14 protein-coding genes are annotated in these 16,597 nt (G+C 32.1%); 12 read left to right on the top strand and 2 right to left on the bottom strand.

Annotated features, from left to right (window positions below; translation table 11 throughout):
- Positions 1–210 precede the first annotated feature (210 nt).
- The 10 genes from ACYUJ6_RS13140 (at position 211) to ACYUJ6_RS13095 (ending at position 11,726) form a co-directional block, all read left to right on the top strand.
- A complete protein-coding gene (locus ACYUJ6_RS13140; protein ID WP_461843208.1) occupies positions 211–1,467 on the top strand; it encodes a glutamate-5-semialdehyde dehydrogenase in 1,257 nt (418 codons plus the stop codon).
- 185 nt (positions 1,468–1,652) lie between these two features.
- Positions 1,653–2,693: a low-specificity L-threonine aldolase gene (ltaE, locus tag ACYUJ6_RS13135; protein ID WP_461843207.1), complete on the top strand. Its 1,041-nt coding sequence runs from the start codon at positions 1,653–1,655 to the stop codon at positions 2,691–2,693.
- Positions 2,694–2,754: 61 nt separating this feature from the next.
- Positions 2,755–2,976: a YdbC family protein gene (locus ACYUJ6_RS13130; RefSeq protein ID WP_461843206.1), complete on the top strand. Its 222-nt coding sequence runs from the start codon at positions 2,755–2,757 to the stop codon at positions 2,974–2,976.
- Between the two features lie 16 nt (positions 2,977–2,992).
- Positions 2,993–5,002, top strand: coding sequence for a penicillin-binding transpeptidase domain-containing protein (locus ACYUJ6_RS13125; protein WP_461843205.1), 2,010 nt, complete (start codon positions 2,993–2,995; stop codon positions 5,000–5,002).
- Positions 5,003–5,064: 62 nt separating this feature from the next.
- Positions 5,065–6,780, top strand: coding sequence for a methyl-accepting chemotaxis protein (locus ACYUJ6_RS13120; protein ID WP_461843204.1), 1,716 nt, complete (start codon positions 5,065–5,067; stop codon positions 6,778–6,780).
- 167 nt (positions 6,781–6,947) lie between these two features.
- On the top strand, positions 6,948–8,081 hold the full coding sequence (locus tag ACYUJ6_RS13115) for an ISAs1 family transposase (protein WP_461842474.1): 1,134 nt from the start codon (positions 6,948–6,950) through the stop codon (positions 8,079–8,081).
- A 325-nt stretch (positions 8,082–8,406) separates the two neighbouring features.
- On the top strand, positions 8,407–9,321 hold the full coding sequence (locus ACYUJ6_RS13110) for a branched-chain amino acid transaminase (protein WP_461843203.1): 915 nt from the start codon (positions 8,407–8,409) through the stop codon (positions 9,319–9,321).
- Between the two features lie 576 nt (positions 9,322–9,897).
- On the top strand, positions 9,898–10,614 hold the full coding sequence (locus ACYUJ6_RS13105; RefSeq protein WP_461843202.1) for a M48 family metallopeptidase: 717 nt from the start codon (positions 9,898–9,900) through the stop codon (positions 10,612–10,614).
- Positions 10,615–10,722: 108 nt separating this feature from the next.
- Entirely contained in the window at positions 10,723–11,274 is a 552-nt protein-coding gene (locus tag ACYUJ6_RS13100) for a manganese efflux pump MntP (protein ID WP_461843201.1), read from the top strand.
- 20 nt (positions 11,275–11,294) lie between these two features.
- Entirely contained in the window at positions 11,295–11,726 is a 432-nt protein-coding gene (locus ACYUJ6_RS13095; protein ID WP_461843200.1) for a Fur family transcriptional regulator, read from the top strand.
- Between the two features lie 27 nt (positions 11,727–11,753).
- Here the strand turns inward: ACYUJ6_RS13095 and ACYUJ6_RS13090 are convergent, their stop codons facing one another.
- Positions 11,754–12,089, bottom strand: a complete 336-nt coding sequence (locus tag ACYUJ6_RS13090; RefSeq protein ID WP_461843199.1) for a hypothetical protein — start codon at positions 12,087–12,089, stop codon at positions 11,754–11,756.
- Between the two features lie 230 nt (positions 12,090–12,319).
- Between ACYUJ6_RS13090 and ACYUJ6_RS13085 the strand changes: the two genes are divergently transcribed.
- A complete protein-coding gene (locus ACYUJ6_RS13085; RefSeq protein WP_461843198.1) occupies positions 12,320–13,378 on the top strand; it encodes an HD-GYP domain-containing protein in 1,059 nt (352 codons plus the stop codon).
- A gap of 92 nt (positions 13,379–13,470) precedes the next feature.
- The gene (locus tag ACYUJ6_RS13080; protein ID WP_461843197.1) at positions 13,471–14,490 is read left to right on the top strand and encodes a rhomboid family intramembrane serine protease; all 1,020 of its coding nucleotides are present in this window, start codon (positions 13,471–13,473) and stop codon (positions 14,488–14,490) included.
- A gap of 73 nt (positions 14,491–14,563) precedes the next feature.
- On the opposite strand, the gene ACYUJ6_RS13075 is transcribed toward ACYUJ6_RS13080, so the two are convergent.
- Positions 14,564–16,321 carry an ATP-dependent metallopeptidase FtsH/Yme1/Tma family protein gene (locus ACYUJ6_RS13075; RefSeq protein WP_461843196.1) on the bottom strand — a complete coding sequence of 586 codons (1,758 nt, stop codon included), beginning with the start codon at positions 16,319–16,321 and terminating at the stop codon, positions 14,564–14,566.
- Positions 16,322–16,597: the final 276 nt, after the last annotated feature.

Genomic DNA, 16,597 nt, shown 5'->3' with positions numbered 1-16,597 from the left:
TTAAATGTTTATCTACATAAAACCTTAAATTTGCAATTGAATGTTAGCGGTTCATTTGGTTTATTTATAAAGCAAGAGAAAAAACTTGTTGACCATATATTAATTTATTGCTACAATTATGAATAAATTACATAAGGCAGTTTATATGAGAAAGTTTAGGCACACCTAAGAATTACTTCATTAGGTAAAATATGAGAGGTGAAGATAAGTATGAATATAGATGATTATGTTATAGAAAAGGCCAGAAGGGCTGGCTTAGCAGCCAGAATACTATCCAATGCAGGCAGTGGAATGAAAAACAGGGCATTACTGTCTATGGCGGAAAAGGTAAAAAGTAATAAAGAAGATATTTTAAGGGCCAATGAATTGGATTTGAAAAATGCAAAAAAATTAGGAAAAAGCAAAGCATTTATTGACAGGTTATCCTTGGATGAAAAAAGAATAAATTCTATGGCGGATGGTCTTGAGAGAGTAGCTTCTCTTCCTGATCCCATAGGAGAGGGTATAAAAATGTGGAAGAGACCTAATGATTTGCGTATTGAAAAGGTAAGAGTTCCCCTGGGAACAATAGGAATAATATATGAAGCCAGGCCAAATGTAACAGTAGATGCTTCGGCATTATGCCTTAAAAGTGGGAATTCGGTTATTTTAAGAGGAGGAAAAGAAGCTATTAATTCCAATTCGGCTATATATAACATTATAAATAAGGCTGCCATCGGAGCAGGTCTTCCGGAAGGTTCTATGGAATTTATCCATGTTACTGAAAGGAAGGCAGTGGAAGTCTTGATGAAACTAAATAGATACGTAGATGTTTTAATACCAAGAGGCGGTAACGGGCTTATAAGTTCTGTTGTAAAAAACTCTACTGTACCTGTAATTAAAACAGGATCTGGAAATTGTCATGTATATGTGGATGCCGACGCAGATTTAAATATGGCAGAAGATATAGTTGTAAATGCTAAAACTCAAAGACCAGCAGTCTGCAATGCTATGGAAACATTGCTTGTTCATAAAGATGCAGCTGAGGAATTTTTGCCCCATTTGGGTGATACCTTGAAAAAGTTGAATGTTGAAATAAGAGGATGCAGTAAAACACAGGAATTGATTCCCGGTACAAAATTGGCTACTGAGGAAGATTATGAAAGGGAATTCCTGGATTTGATTTTAGCTGTAAAAGTAGTTGATTCCATGGATGAAGCTATAGATCACATTTATAAATATGGTACAAAACACTCTGAATCCATAATAACAAATAATTATGCTTCATCCCAGAGGTTTTTGAGAGAAGTTGATGCAGCAGCTGTATATGTAAATGCTTCCACTAGGTTTACTGATGGTGGAGAATTCGGATTTGGTGCAGAAATAGGTATAAGCACTCAAAAACTTCACGCCAGGGGACCTATGGGATTGAGTGAGTTGACAACTGCTAAATATATGATCTATGGAGAAGGACAAATACGAGAGTAAATGTTGTTTTAGAAAATAAAGCGCTTTTTCAAATTAAGCTTCTGGATATTATTTAATAGTATCCAGAAGTTTAATTTATGATATGAATAGCTCAATTTATGGTACAATACAGCTTTAATTATGGTGTTTTGAAACCTATAAGTTTATAATTAAGATAATGAATTTAAAGAGAGGAGTGTTTTTCTATGAGATTTATAGAATTGAGAAGCGACACTGCAACTGAACCAACTCAAGCTATGAGGGATGCCATGTATAAAGCCGAGGTTGGAGATGATGTGTACGGTGATGATCCAACTATGAGGGAACTGGAGGAATATGCACCTAAACTTGTAGGCAAAGAAGCAGCATTGTTTGTGCCAAGCGGTACTTTTGGAAATCAGCTTTCCCTGTTTACCCACTGTAAAAGAGGATCGGAAGTAATACTTGGAAGCGATTGTCATATTGTAGTTCACGAGGTAGGTGCAGCATCTGTTATTGCAGGAGTTCAACTTAGAACTTTGAGAACTAATGGGGGAGAAATGGATCCTGATGAAGTGAAAAACACAATAAGATCTGAGGAAGATATACATTATCCGGAAACCAGCCTCATATGTATGGAAAATGCTTATTCTGATGGAAAGGTACTTTCTTTAAAAAATATGGGAGAAATCTACCATGCTGCTAAGGAATATAATATACCAGTCCATCTTGACGGCGCCAGGGTGTTTAATGCTGCCTCCTACCTGGGAGTGGATGTAAGGGAAATAACAAAGTACTGTGATTCTGTAATGTTTTGTTTGTCAAAAGGATTATGTGCCCCAGTAGGTTCTATGCTGGCCGGGTCCAAGGAATTTATTAGAAAAGCCAGAAAGTGCAGGAAGCTTATGGGAGGCGGATTAAGACAGGCAGGTTTTCTGGCAGCAGCTGGGCTTGTAGCTTTGAAAGATATGGTTGGCAGGTTAGGTGAAGATCATGAAAATGCTCTTTTACTTGGGGAAGAGCTGTCGAAAATACCTGGTATAAAAGTCAATATAAAGGACATTCAAATAAATATGGTTTTTTTCGATATGTCTGGAACAGGATATGACAGTAATAAATTGGTTGACGAATTTTATAAAAATGGAATTAAAATAAATCCTGAAGAGGGCGGGAAAATGAGGTTCGTAACTAACTACTGGGTCAAAAGACAGGATATATCTTATATTGTGGATACTTTAAAGAAAATATTGTCTGAAAATATTACATAAGGACTGTTCTCATAGGTACAATATATCAATAAAACTTTTGATTGTAAGAGGTGTATGTAAAATGGCAGGAATAAAATATAAAATAGAGGAAAATGAAGGGGTACTTTCTGAATCTGCAAAAGGATGGAAAAAGGAGCTGAATTTAATTAGTTGGAATGACAGAGAAGTCAAATACGATATAAGGGATTGGGCACCGGAACATGATAAAATGGGAAAGGGAGTGACTTTAACCAGGGAGGAATTAAAAGAGCTGAGGAATATATTGAATAATATGAATTTGTAAAATGAGGTACTAATTTATGAAATGCAAATTTTTATGGAAAATTTTTATAATTCTATTTATAATGAGTACTACAGGATGCAGCAGAGATCAAATGGTAAAAGAAGGTTTAAATGAGTATATAAATGCTTGGACAAAATGTAACTACATATCCATGTACGGCAATATAAGTGATGAAAGCAAGTCTGAAATTTCAGAAAAGAACTTTGTAAACAGATATAGTAACATTTACAGCGGCATAGGGGCAAAAAATATAAGTGTAGATATTGACAACACTAAAGATATAAAATATGAAGATGGAAATGCAAAAGTCCCTGTTAAAGTGGATATGAATACAGCAGCCGGAAACTTGCATTTTTTAAACACAATAACTTTAAAAAAAGAAAATAAAGCTTGGAAGGTAATGTGGGATTCTAAGGCCATATTTCCTCAGCTAAATGAGAAAGATAAAGTCAGGGTGGATACTGCAAAGGGTAAAAGAGGAACTATTTATGATAGAAATGACAGTGCTATAGCAGAAGATGGAAGTGCAGCCCAAGTTGGCATTGTCCCTGGTGATCTTGGTGACAATGGGGAAAAGGTAAAGGCAGATGTGGCAGATCTTTTAAATATGTCAAAGGATGATATAGACAAGAAGCTTTCAGCTTCCTATGTAAAGAACGATATGTTTGTGCCTGTAAAGGTCATACCGGAAGATGATGAGAGACTCAATATCCTGGAAAAGATTTCAGGAGTAAGTGTAAAGGATATTGGGGAAAGGGTATATCCGTTAAAGAATGCTGCCGCCCATCTTACAGGGTATGTACGTAAAGTTACAGCAGAGGACTTGAAATCAAATAATAATTATGGAGCTGATGATATAATTGGCGAGTCCGGATTGGAAAAAATATATGATAATGTTTTAAAAGCGGAAAATGGATACGATATATATATCATGGATGGAAACGGAAAGCGGAAAAGCACAATTATAAGAAAAAAGGTACACAATGGTAAGGATATAAAACTTACTATAGATTCCAAAATTCAAAGTCTGTTATATGATCAATTAAAGGAAGATGCAGGTACCGGAGTTAGTATGAATCCCAAAACTGGTGAGGTTTTGGCTCTCGTCAGCACCCCTTCTTTTGACCCCAATGATTTTATTATGGGCATGTCAAGTGATACTTGGAAAAGTTTAAATGAAGATAAGAGAAAACCTTTTTATAACCGCTTTCAGAGCAATGTAGTGCCAGGTTCTGTGTTTAAACCTGTTACGGCAGCTATAGGACTGAAAACCAATAAATTAAATCCACAGTTATCCAAGAATATCTCAGGAACTAAATGGCAGAAAGACAGCAGCTGGGGAAACTATTATGTCACTAGAGTGGAGAATTATGGTCAGCCCAGTGATCTTTTAAATGCCTTTATTTATTCAGACAACATATACTTTGCAGAAACTGCATTGGATATTGGAAAAGATAATATGGAAGCTGAGCTTAAAAAATTTGGAATTGGTGAAAAAATACCTTTTGAATATGGATTGTCAAAATCCCAGTTTGGAGCAGATGGACATATAAAAAATGAAATTCAACTGGCAGACAGCGGATACGGACAGGGAGAAATACTGTTAAATCCGGTTCATTTAATGGCCATCTATGATTCTTTCGTAAATGACGGCGATATTGTAAAACCCTATCTATTATATGAACATAATGCAAAGGCACAAATATGGAAGAAAAATGTATATTCAAAAGAAATAGCAAATGTTATTTTAAATGATTTAGTACAGGTGGTGCAGAACCCTGAAGGAACGGGACATGGAGCCTATATATCAGGGATAACTCTGGCGGGAAAGACAGGTACAGCGGAAATAAAGTCGTCCCAGCAGGATATTACAGGTACAGAAGTAGGTTGGTTTGCTGCAGTAAATGTTGATAATCCAAATCTTCTTGTGGTGGCCATGGTGGAGAATGCCAAGGATAAGGGTGGAAGCCAGTATGTTGTGCCAATAGTAAAAAATGTTTTTCAAGAAGTGATGAATGGAATATAAGTAGTGGATAGTATACAGGATTTAAAGCAGACTTTGAATTTTTTATTTTGGGGGGATTTTATATGAAAAGCTTAACTATTAAATCAAAAATTAATCTTTTGGTGATAACTATAATGTTGATTTTAAGTACAGCTATTTTGATATTGGTATACTATAATTTAAGCAAAATGACCATTAATAGTTATTCAAGTCAGCTTAAGTCAAATTCTGCAATGGCTTTAAAATTATTAAATGAAAAATACAGTGGTTCCTGGCAGAATAAAAATGGAAAACTGTATAAGGGAAATAAGCTTATAAGCGGAAATACTGCATTTGTAGATGAGATAAATAAAGAAACAGGAGATCATGTTACTATATTTTTAAATGACACCAGAGTGTCTACAACTATAGTAAAAGATGGCAAAAGAGCTGTAAATACAAAGGCATCAGCTCAGGTATCAAATAAAGTATTAGAATTAGGGCAGAATTACCAGGGAGAGGCAGAAATATTAAATGAGCCCTATGAAGTAATATACAATCCCATAAAAAACAGCAGTGGAAATAACATAGGCATGTTTTTTATCGGTGTAAATAAAAGTGTACTGAAAAGTCAAATATACAATACTTTTGTAGGCATAGGCATTATCGTAGTTTTAATACTTGCATTGGCAATTGTAGCGGTGAATATTTTTATAACAAGGATAATAAGAGTAATGCTTTATTCATCAAAACATATAAGCCTAATGGCAGAAGGAGATTTTACAAAAAATGTGCCTGATAAATATTTGAATTACAAGGATGAAGGTGGATTGCTTGTAAAAGGTATAAGCAATATGCAAAAATCCCTCAATAATTTGCTATTTGAAATTAAAAATAAATTTAACCTTATAACCGGTGAATATGACAATTTGGTTTTGACTTCCAAGGAGCTTATGGACTCATCAGGAAATGTATCAGATACTATAAGTCAGGTGGCTTCCGCAAATACAAGTCAGGCTCAGCAATTAATTGGTGTAAATGAAGTGCTGGATTCTTTTAGCAATGAATTAGCAGCAATAATTAAAGAAATAAATAATATAGATAAAAGTTCTAATAAAATAAATATCATGGCACAGGAAAACAGCAGGCAGCTGCCTAAAACAATAAAATCCATAGAAACAATAAGTTCATCTTTTAAAGAATTTCAAAACAGTATTACTGAGTTCAGCAGCAATGTTGTCAAAATAAATGATATAACAGATATAATAGATAATGTTTCTGATCAGACAAATCTTCTGGCACTAAATGCAGCTATAGAGGCAGCTAGGGCAGGAGAAGCCGGGAAGGGATTTGCAGTTGTAGCAGATGAAGTGAGAAAATTGGCTTCTCAGACAAAAGATTCATCTACAGAAATAAATAGACTGGTTAAACTGGTTTCTGAAAAAATAGGAGATATAGTAAAACAAAGCTCCCTGCTGGAGGAAAAGATTTCAAGCCAAACCCAATCCATAAATATTTCTCTGGAGGCTTTTTCAAATATTGCAGATGCTGTTGAAAATATGGTTCCTAAGATTAAAAATATGAATGTTTCTATAGATAATTTAGAAAAAAACAAGAACAAAATAGTCAGCACTTCAGAAGAAAATTCAGCTACTGCAGAAGAGATATCCGCATCGACTGAAGAGATATCTGCATCCAGTACTGAAATGAGTAAATCTGCTGATGAAGTTTATAATTCTATAGAAAATCTGAGAAATATGGTAGAGGAGCTTAAAAAGAGTATAGAAAAATTTAAAATTGCAGGTGGCAGGGCCATTTAAATCAGTCCTTAATTAGAACCCAGGAGCTCTTTAATGTGATTAATTAGGCAGGGTTAACGCATGAGTAAACAAAGTGTTAAAATGCCTAAAATAGTAAGTTTGGAGCTTCTTTTAAACATATTATTGTGGTATTATAAATCATATAAATTTATATGAGGTAAAATACCATGGTAAAACGTAAAATGTTAACACATTATTTTGGACTTATAACAGATCAAAGACAGGATACAAAAATTAAACATAACCTAACATCAATATTATTCATAGCTGTAGTTGCAACATTAGCAAATTGTGACAGCTGGGTGGCTATAGAAGATTTTGCAAACGACAGGATCGATTTCTTCAAAAAATATCTGACTTTGCCATATGGGATACCTTCTCATGATACCTTGCAAAGAGTTTTTGAATGGATTGACCCAAAAGAATTTAGAAGTAGTTTTATGAAATGGATAGAAGAAATATCAGCAAGTTTGAATGGATCTATTATAGCGATTGATGGAAAGACTGTATGCGGAGCACGTAATATAGCTGAAGAAAAATCAGCAATACATATAGTAAGTGCATGGGCAAGTAAATATAGAATAGTTATAGGACAGGTAAAAACTGCCGAAAAAAGTAATGAAATTACGGCTATTCCAGAACTTCTAAAATTACTAGATATTAATGGATGTATTGTAACTACTGATGCAATGGGATGTCAGAAAGATATAGTAAAAGCGATAGTGGATAAGAATTCTGATTATGTGCTTGCACTAAAAGGAAACCAGAAGCTTTTTTATGAAGAAGTTAAAGAATATTTAGATGATGCAGTAGAAACGGGCTTTAAAGGTATTCCATACAATTATACAATGACAGTAGATAAGGGACATGGAAGAAATGAAGTACGAAAATACTACATTACAGAAAGTATAGATTGGCTCAGTACACGCAGTGAATGGAAAAGTTTAAAAAGTATAGGAATAGCTGTACGAAAGAGTGAAGAAAAAGGGAAAATAACAATAGAGAAAAGATACTATATAAGTTCTCTACCGGCTGATGCTGTAAAATTTTCAAATGCTGTGCGTAAGCACTGGGGAATTGAAAGTATGCATTGGGTACTTGATGTAGTGTTTAATGAAGATTCTAACAGGACAAGAAAGGAACACAGTCCAGAGAATCTATCATTACTTAGGAAGTTTGCACTTAATATACTTAGAAATATAGAAACAGAAAAACCTATGAGTGGCCCAAGGAAAAGGGCTAAAGCAATGACAAATGAAGATTTTCTTGATTCAATTGTAAAGCATACATTTTTGGCTTGATAAAATAGGGCTTATTTTTGATGTCACGGGATATATCCAATAACAAGGACTATCTGGTTAATTAAAAAAAAGCTATTGGTTCATACCACCATATGTGAAAATTTAGCAATGATAGAATTTATTCCAGAGTTTATCTGGGACATAAGAGATTATAACTTTTCATGCGTTTGCCCTGATTAATTAGGACAATGTTATTGACTTATTTTTTTTATAGCAGTATATTTATGTATAAACATTTAAAATTTTGGGGCATATAAAGGTAAATTGTTTTATTTCAGTTTTATGTGATTTACTTTTAATATAATTTTAAAGGGAGGGCTTTTTTGTGTCAAAATCATATGTATTTTATCAAGGAAAAATTGTAGATGAAAGTGAAGTAACAATAAGTATAAGATCAAAGGCATTCAACTATGGGTTAGGATGTTTTGAAGGTATAAGAGCTTATTGGGATGATGGTGAAAAACAGCTATATGGATTTAGGTTGAAGGATCATTATATAAGACTGCTTCAATCTGCAAAATCTCTAAATTTAAATATTCCCTATAGTGTAAATCAGTTGTGTGAATTTACTGTTGAATTATTGAAGAAAAATCAATTTAAGCAGACTACCTACATAAGGCCTGTCATATTTGATGGAGGAACAAATATAAATCCTACTCTTTCAGATTCAGAACCTAAATTACTTATATATTGTCAGCCTATGGGTAAATTTGCAGGCAAAGAGGAATTAAGTGTATGTATATCTTCATGGAGAAGGCTGGAAGATAGTATGTTACCACCAAGGACCAAACCAACCGCAGCCTATTTGAATTCTGCATTAGCATCTTTGGAGGCAAACCAAAGCGGATATGATGAAGCTATGTTTTTAACTTCAGATGGACATGTCTGTGAGGGACCAGGGGAAAATATTTTTATTGTTAAAAAAGGACAATTGATTACACCTCCACCTTCCGACAATGTATTGGAAGGCATAACCAGAGATCTTGTTATGAGACTTGGCAAGGAGGAACTTGGAATCGAAGTGGTGGAAAGAAGTATTGCAAGAACAGAGCTTTATGCATCAGATGAAATATTTTTCAGTGGAACTGCCATGGAAGTTACTCCAATAGTAAAAGTGGATAATAGACCTGTAGGTACAGGAAAGCAGGGAGAGGTTTATAAAAAGATTAAGGAACTTTTCTTTGGACTTACAACAGGGAAAAATCCTAAATATGCAGGTTACTGTACGTCTGTTTATTAATTATATAGTATAAAAAGAGAGGAATTTTAAAATCCCTCTCTTTTTTATTTACGTATTAAGTTAATTCTAGTGTTAATTTGCCATAAGATTAGTGATGAATTGGCATTTATTTTAGTTTAAATTGAAGATATTAAAAATATTACTGCAGATACCATTAAAATTAACAGTATGAAGAAAATTAAAGTGGCAGTTTTAACATGTCTGTTTCGTGATTCTATTGGTGAGAGCTGTTCTTTCATGTCAAGATAACTCCTTTTATGTAATTTTAATTATAAATTTAATTAAATTAATTATACAATAAATATTTTATAAATTCAACATTATAATCAGCAAATATAAGCAGCGCTGCAAGCTTTTTTAGGATAATAGTAAGGATATTTTAATGGTATTGAAAATTTAATAAATCACAAAAAATTGAGGCTGTATGATAACAACATAAACAATATAAATGTGATATTTAATTTAACAGCTCTTGACACATTAAGTCTAAGAGTCAATAATAAATAATATAATTAATTTATATGCCTTAAGTAATGATGGTAGCTATGGGATAAATTATTGTGAGAAGGTGGAAAGATGGAGACTAGTCATAGACTTTCTTCACTTGAATATAAGGTAATTAAAAAGAACATAAAAAGTGTAAATATCAGTATAAATGAAAATGGAGAAGTAATTGTAAATGCTCCCATTGACATAAGTTATGATTCTATAGAGAAAATAATAAGAGATAAAATAGATTGGATATCCAAAAGCACAAATATCATAAAAAACAAGATGGGTCATCTGAAATCCATGGGTATTTCAGAAGGGAAAAATATGCTTTGGCTGGGAAAGCTTTTGAGAATAGAAAGATGTGAGTCAGATATAAAAGGATGCCATGTAGAAGTTCTGAAAGATAAAATTATTATTTATGGCAATAGTATATCAATAAAAAATCAAAACAGCATTAACGAAAATATCCGTAGATTTTATAAAGAAAAGGCTGAGGTGATTTTTAACCGAAAAGTAATTTTTTATAGTAAAAGAATTAATGTACATCCCCATAAAATTACAGTCAGATGTCAAAAAACCAGATGGGGAAGCTGTTCTTCAAATAGAAATTTAAGTTTTAATTACAAGCTTTTAATGGCACCCTTGGATATAATAGATTATATAGTTGTACACGAACTTTGCCATTTAATATACATGAACCATTCTAAAGAGTATTGGAGTTTGGTGGAAACCATAATTCCTCAATATTTAAATAAAAGAAGCTGGCTTAAAAACAATGGATATTTACTTAGATTCCCATAAATTCTAAATAGGTTATAATTTGAGTACATATTCCTGGTGTAGACATGGGAAAAAAAATAAAGTAAAATAATATTAATACGAGTAAAGTAATGTGAGAGGAAAACTAATATGGAGTTTTATTCCCTGTTTTTGATTGCGCTGGCACTTTCTTTAGATGCCTTTGGTGTTTCGCTTTGCATAGGCTTAAATAGAGCAATAAAAAGAAAAAACAAAATTCAATTTGTAGCTTCTTTTGGATTTTTTCAATTCTTTTTTGCAATATCCGGAGCCTATGCAGGATTTTTATTTAACAGATATATTGCTTCTGTACCTGAGATAGTAGGAGGAACATTAATATTAATAATAGGAATACTAATGCTTAAAGATGGTTTAAAAAGTAAAGAAGAATGTTTGATTATTAAACCAGGAATGGTTGTGGTACTTGGAGTTTCAGTGAGCATTGATGCTTTGGTAATTGGATTTACTACTTTAAATAATATAGAAAGCAACTTAAATATATTATATAGTACTTTGTTTATAGGTATAACTACATTTTTAATATCTTTGTCTGCCTTTATAATTTCAAGGTATCTTCGAAAAATACATATTATAAGTAAGTATGCAGATTATATAGGTGGTATAATACTTATTATATTTGGCATTAAAATGATGCTTATTTAATGGAAACCTGGGGTGAATTTATGGATGTAGAAAAATGTTTAAAAAAATATGAAATAAAAATTACAAAGGCAAGATTAAATATTTTGGATATATTATCTAAAAGCGAAGATGCAATAAGTGCAGAAGGAATATTTGAAAGGCTTGGGGAAAAAAATGTAAATGTGGATTTATCTACAATTTATAGATCCCTGGAGTTGTTCGAAAATAAAAAGATTGTGAGGAAACTTGACTTAGGTCAGGGAGAATACAAATATGTCATAATAAAAGAAAAGCATAAACACATATTGCAATGTAAAATATGTCATAAACAAATAGAAATAGATTGCCCTATGCAGCAAATAGAGGAAATAATAAAAAATAAAACAGGCTTTGTATTTGAAGAAGAAAAACTTGATTTCAAGATAAAAGGTATATGCAGGGATTGCAGAAAAAGAGAAATAAAAAAATCATAAATAAAAATCATAAATAAAAAGCATGGATTAAAAGTCAGTTTTCTGAAGAGTTATTTCAGCAGGATATACTTTTTTTACTTTCCATACTCCTCTGTTGTTTTTTCCTAAAAATACTGTATACCCTACCTTTCTATGAGGGGATTTATTTGATATACCCTCAATTTTAATGAATGCAACTGCACCGTTGGAAAATGATGTGGTCATCTCCTGCATATCATACACCTTATATTTATTGAAAATTCCCGTAGTAAAATAATGTGTAACTGCATAATCCATGTCTGTACATTTGTTTGATATATATATATATTTAATTGTTGTAAGAGTCACAATAATTAATATAACTGCAGATATAAGCTTTTTCATATTTTACCCCCATATAATGGAAAAAATACTTTCAATATTATAATATCTAAAATTTAAACATAAGTAAATACTAAATTAATATTTATATAATAAAGTTTTCAATAATAAAAAATGAAACGTAAGTAAAGGTATTTTTTAATTAAAAGTAAAGATATTTTAATTTTTACAATAATATGTTATGCTGTCATAAGAAAGAAAATTACTACGCAAAACTTTATTGAGGTGAAATAATGAGACTAGAATTTATAAATAAGGTTAAAGAAAAGGATGTTCTGGGAAAAAGTATATTAACAAGTGAAGGACAAGTTTTGTTAAGGGCTGGGGTGGAATTAAATAATAACTATATAGATAAATTAGAGAAATTAGGTGTATTCTATCTATATGTAGAGGATGAAAGATTAGAAGATGTGGATGTGGAAGATGAAAAATTAACTAAATTGAAACAATTTACCATTAAGAGCATGTCAAATATACTTGCAAATCTACATGATTGTAATGGGAGAAAGTTGAAGGAATCCTTAAGTATTGTAGAAGATATGATAAGCTATATAATTGAACTTGGAGATGTCAATAAAAGTCTTTATGATATCCAAACTTATGATAATTATACTTTTATTCATTCCATAGATGTGTGTATTATGGCTTCTTTTTTAGGTATTTCAGCAGGATACAATCAATGGGATTTAAAAGAAATTGGAGTAGGAGCAGCACTGCATGATGTGGGGAAAATCAAAATTCCCGTAACCATATTAAATAAAAAAGATAAGCTTACGGATAAGGAATTTTATGAAATAAAAAAGCACCCTATATATGGCTCGCAAATATTGAAAAAAAATTTTGCAATTTCAAATAAAATAATAAAAATGGTGGAACAACATCATGAAAGAGTGGATGGAAGAGGATACCCTTACGGGCTTAATAATAAACAAATAACAGGAGCTGCAAAACTGGTTTGTATATGTGACGTATATGATGCAGTAAGTAATGACAGGTGTTATAGAAAGAAGTTTAGTCCCAGTGATGCCTATGAACTTATACTTTCAGGAAGCGGAAGCAGTTTTGATCAAAGTCTGGTATCTTATTTTAAGAATACTTTTGCTATTTATCCATTGGGGTGTTGCGTCAAATTATCAAATGAAGTTGAAGGTTATGTTGTAAGGCAAAACAGAGGATTTCCGGATAGACCGGTAATAAGAGTGCTTTATGATATTAAAACCAGGGAACCCATACCGGCTTTTGAGATAGACTTGTTAAAAAACACAAGTATAGTTATAACTACAGTAGTTTGAATAAAATAAAGTTGGATAGAATAACTTGTAAAACATATAATAAATCTAAGTGTATCTGATTATTGCGTAGGAATATTTTTTAGGAGATAAACATGGATCTATATATTAACAATTTAATAGATAAATTATATAAAACATATAATTTTAATATTATAGAAATGAAACAACAAGCAGGAGTATATGGTAAATGGGCAGTATACAACAAAGATGGTGATACTTTAAATATAATGTTTTTTTCTGTTATAGAAAGTTACAGGAATATAAGAGTGGAAGATATAATCTACAATCTGAGAAAATCATTTGAAAATGCAGATATAAGACTGATACAGATAGTGCTGGACGGAAATGCCTGTATATGGGGAGATAATAATTCACAATTAAACCATGAAATTTATCCACAATGTGAATTGATCTTGATCAATCCTGTTTTAAATCAGATAATGTGCTGTACCAATGGTGCAAAGAAATTAGCAAATCAAATATCCGGTGTAATATCCTATATGAAAGGGGACAAATCTAATAATAAAGATGTCAATAGTAAAATGGAAATAAGTAAATTTATTGTTACATACATTATTATAGCTTTAAATGTAATGGTTTATATTATAACTTCATATCTTTCTGGAAATATATTTGACAGTGATTTAAATGTGCTTGTATTTATGGGAGCTAAGGTTAATTCACTTATAGCCGGCGGACAGTACTATAGATTGTTTAACTGCATGTTTCTGCATGCCGGTATAATACATTTAGGTGTAAACATGTACTCTCTTTATATAATGGGTACCTTTATTGAGAAGGTGTACGGCAAATTCAAATATATAATTATATATTTTATTTCCGGTATTATTTCGTCTATGACAAGCTATATATTTTCACCTTCAATTTCAGTAGGGGCTTCAGGTGCAATATTTGGACTTTTAGGTGCTGCGCTGGTATTTGCCCTTAAAATGAAACAGCAGATGGGGAAAGGATTTATTATGAATATATTATCTGTGATTATAATGAATCTTATAATAGGATTTTCCATAGCAAATGTAGATAATTTTGGACACCTGGGCGGGCTTTTGGGAGGTATATCTATTACCTATTTACTGGATAAGATCAAGTGATTTCTATAAAGGGGTCTTCAGGTTCAGATATGAATTAATTATTTCTGAACTTGAAGACCAAGGTTTATGGGCATTACCTATGTGTTATTATTTTTAAATCCTCCAAATCCTTTGAGAACAGAGTCTCTTTTTCCAAGAGCAATTCTGTTATCTTTTTAAGACAATGTCTATTTTCAATTATAATATTTTTTACTTCGGAGTATATGGAGTCAATTAGTTTTTTACATTCATGGATTATCTCATCCTGGTTTATATTTAAATCATTCAGTTCCTGCATACTTAAAAGTCCCAGTGTTTTACCCATACCATATTGAGTTATCATGTTGAAGGATATACTAGTGCTGCGCTGAAGATCATTACGGGCTCCAGTAGTTATATAATTGGATCCGAACACCACCTCTTCAGCAGCTCGTCCTCCAAGTAGTACCATTATTCTTCTTTTTAAATAATCTTTATTTTCATAGAGTTTGTCTTCCGGAATACTTAAGGTATAACCTCCAGCACCTTTTGTGCTGGGGATAATTGTTATTTTGGATATTTTTTCATTGGGCAATATCTTCAAAGACACCAATGCATGTCCTACTTCATGGTATGCAGTTATTTTTCTATCTATATCTCTTATATAATCTCTGTTTTTCTTTTCGTATCCTGCAAGTACAATGGAAAATGCCTTGTCCATATGCTTGTTTTCAATAGTTGCACTATCCTCTTTACAGGCAATTATAGCAGCTTCATTTATCAAATTTTCAATTTTTGCACCTGAAAAATAAGAAGTTTTTTGTGCCCATTCATGTACATTTATATTACCCACAGGTTTATTTTTCAGGTGAAGATTTATGATTTTTTCCCTTGAAGAAATATCAGGTAAAGTTATTTCTATATGTCTGTCAAATCTCCCTGGTCTTAAAAGAGCAGGATCCAACATATCCAACCTATTAGTTGCAGCTATGACTACAATACCTTCTTTTTCATCAAATCCGGACATTTCTGTGAGAAGAGCATTTAAAGTCTGATCCCTTTCATCAGAACCACCAGAACTGTTTGAACCACTTCGCTTTTTGCCAATAGCATCTATTTCATCTATAAATATAACTGCTTTTCCCTGGTTGTTGCTTCTGGCCTTTTTAAATAATTGTCTTATACGGCTGGCTCCAACACCTACGTATACCTGTATAAAGTCAGAACCAGAAACAGCATAGAAAGGAACATTAGCTTCGCCTGCAACAGCTCTTGCAAGAAGGGTCTTACCTGTACCTGGCTGTCCATAAAGCATAATGCCTTTTGGCATTCTAGCACCATATGAAGCATATTTTTCCGGATTTTTTAAAAAATCCACTACGTCTTTTACACTTTCTTTTGCCTCCTCATTTCCAGCCACATTATTAAAATTATAGTTGGAGTCCTCAACAGCAGCGGCATCAAGAGAATCCAGGGACAATACTCTTTTAGAAGCTTTTCCAGAAGATTTAAGTGACATGATTATAATGGATATAATGGAAATAATCATTAGGGCAGCAGGATAAGTCTGCCTGCTATTTGCAGGATAATTTTCAAGTACATTTATCCCATTTTTCAAGAAAACTTCTTTAGAATCAGGTGTTCTGGGGTTATCTGTCTCATAGGTTGTACCATTTTTTAATTGCACCCTTATCTTAGGAGAATCCGTTATATAAATTGTGGAGATATTTTTATTTGATAGATCTTTTTCAAATAAAATATAGGATTTATAGCTTATAGAGTTATTGCTGTAATTCATAAATATTAACAAACTCAATGATAGTATAAGCACTGAAATTGGTATTAAAATAAATTTATTTTTTATCATTTTCATTAAAATTTTCACCCTCTTAAAATAATTCTTGGTTAATTATAAAGAATTAACTATAATGAAATTATTTTACATATAATCTGTAAAATGAGTTAATTTACAATAAGTGATTTAAAAATATCAGGCATATATAAATTGTAATATTATAATGATATTATAATATTTTTGCCCATTAGTCTAATGAAAATCATAAATTTTTCTAGTGTAATTTATGGAAGAAGCTGAAATTCACTGAAATGGCGGGATGGTATAACCCGTAAAGTTAATTTGTCAAAAATT

Source organism: Clostridium sp. JNZ X4-2, assembly GCF_054889485.1.
This window is presented reverse-complemented; position numbering and strand designations above follow the sequence as displayed.

What these genes read in the sequence shown, in the direction of transcription:
- ACYUJ6_RS13080 (WP_461843197.1), top strand. Translation starts at nt 13,471, where the DNA reads ATGGATCTATATATTAACAATTTAATAGATAAATTATATAAAACATAT.
- ACYUJ6_RS13105 (WP_461843202.1), top strand. Translation starts at nt 9,898, where the DNA reads ATGGAGACTAGTCATAGACTTTCTTCACTTGAATATAAGGTAATTAAA.
- ACYUJ6_RS13100 (WP_461843201.1), top strand. Translation starts at nt 10,723, where the DNA reads ATGGAGTTTTATTCCCTGTTTTTGATTGCGCTGGCACTTTCTTTAGAT.
- ACYUJ6_RS13140 (WP_461843208.1), top strand. Translation starts at nt 211, where the DNA reads ATGAATATAGATGATTATGTTATAGAAAAGGCCAGAAGGGCTGGCTTA.
- ACYUJ6_RS13085 (WP_461843198.1), top strand. Translation starts at nt 12,320, where the DNA reads ATGAGACTAGAATTTATAAATAAGGTTAAAGAAAAGGATGTTCTGGGA.
- ACYUJ6_RS13095 (WP_461843200.1), top strand. Translation starts at nt 11,295, where the DNA reads ATGGATGTAGAAAAATGTTTAAAAAAATATGAAATAAAAATTACAAAG.
- ACYUJ6_RS13130 (WP_461843206.1), top strand. Translation starts at nt 2,755, where the DNA reads ATGGCAGGAATAAAATATAAAATAGAGGAAAATGAAGGGGTACTTTCT.
- ACYUJ6_RS13075 (WP_461843196.1), bottom strand. Translation starts at nt 16,321, where the DNA reads ATGAAAATGATAAAAAATAAATTTATTTTAATACCAATTTCAGTGCTT.
- ACYUJ6_RS13090 (WP_461843199.1), bottom strand. Translation starts at nt 12,089, where the DNA reads ATGAAAAAGCTTATATCTGCAGTTATATTAATTATTGTGACTCTTACA.
- ACYUJ6_RS13125 (WP_461843205.1), top strand. Translation starts at nt 2,993, where the DNA reads ATGAAATGCAAATTTTTATGGAAAATTTTTATAATTCTATTTATAATG.
- ltaE (WP_461843207.1), top strand. Translation starts at nt 1,653, where the DNA reads ATGAGATTTATAGAATTGAGAAGCGACACTGCAACTGAACCAACTCAA.
- ACYUJ6_RS13115 (WP_461842474.1), top strand. Translation starts at nt 6,948, where the DNA reads ATGGTAAAACGTAAAATGTTAACACATTATTTTGGACTTATAACAGAT.
- ACYUJ6_RS13120 (WP_461843204.1), top strand. Translation starts at nt 5,065, where the DNA reads ATGAAAAGCTTAACTATTAAATCAAAAATTAATCTTTTGGTGATAACT.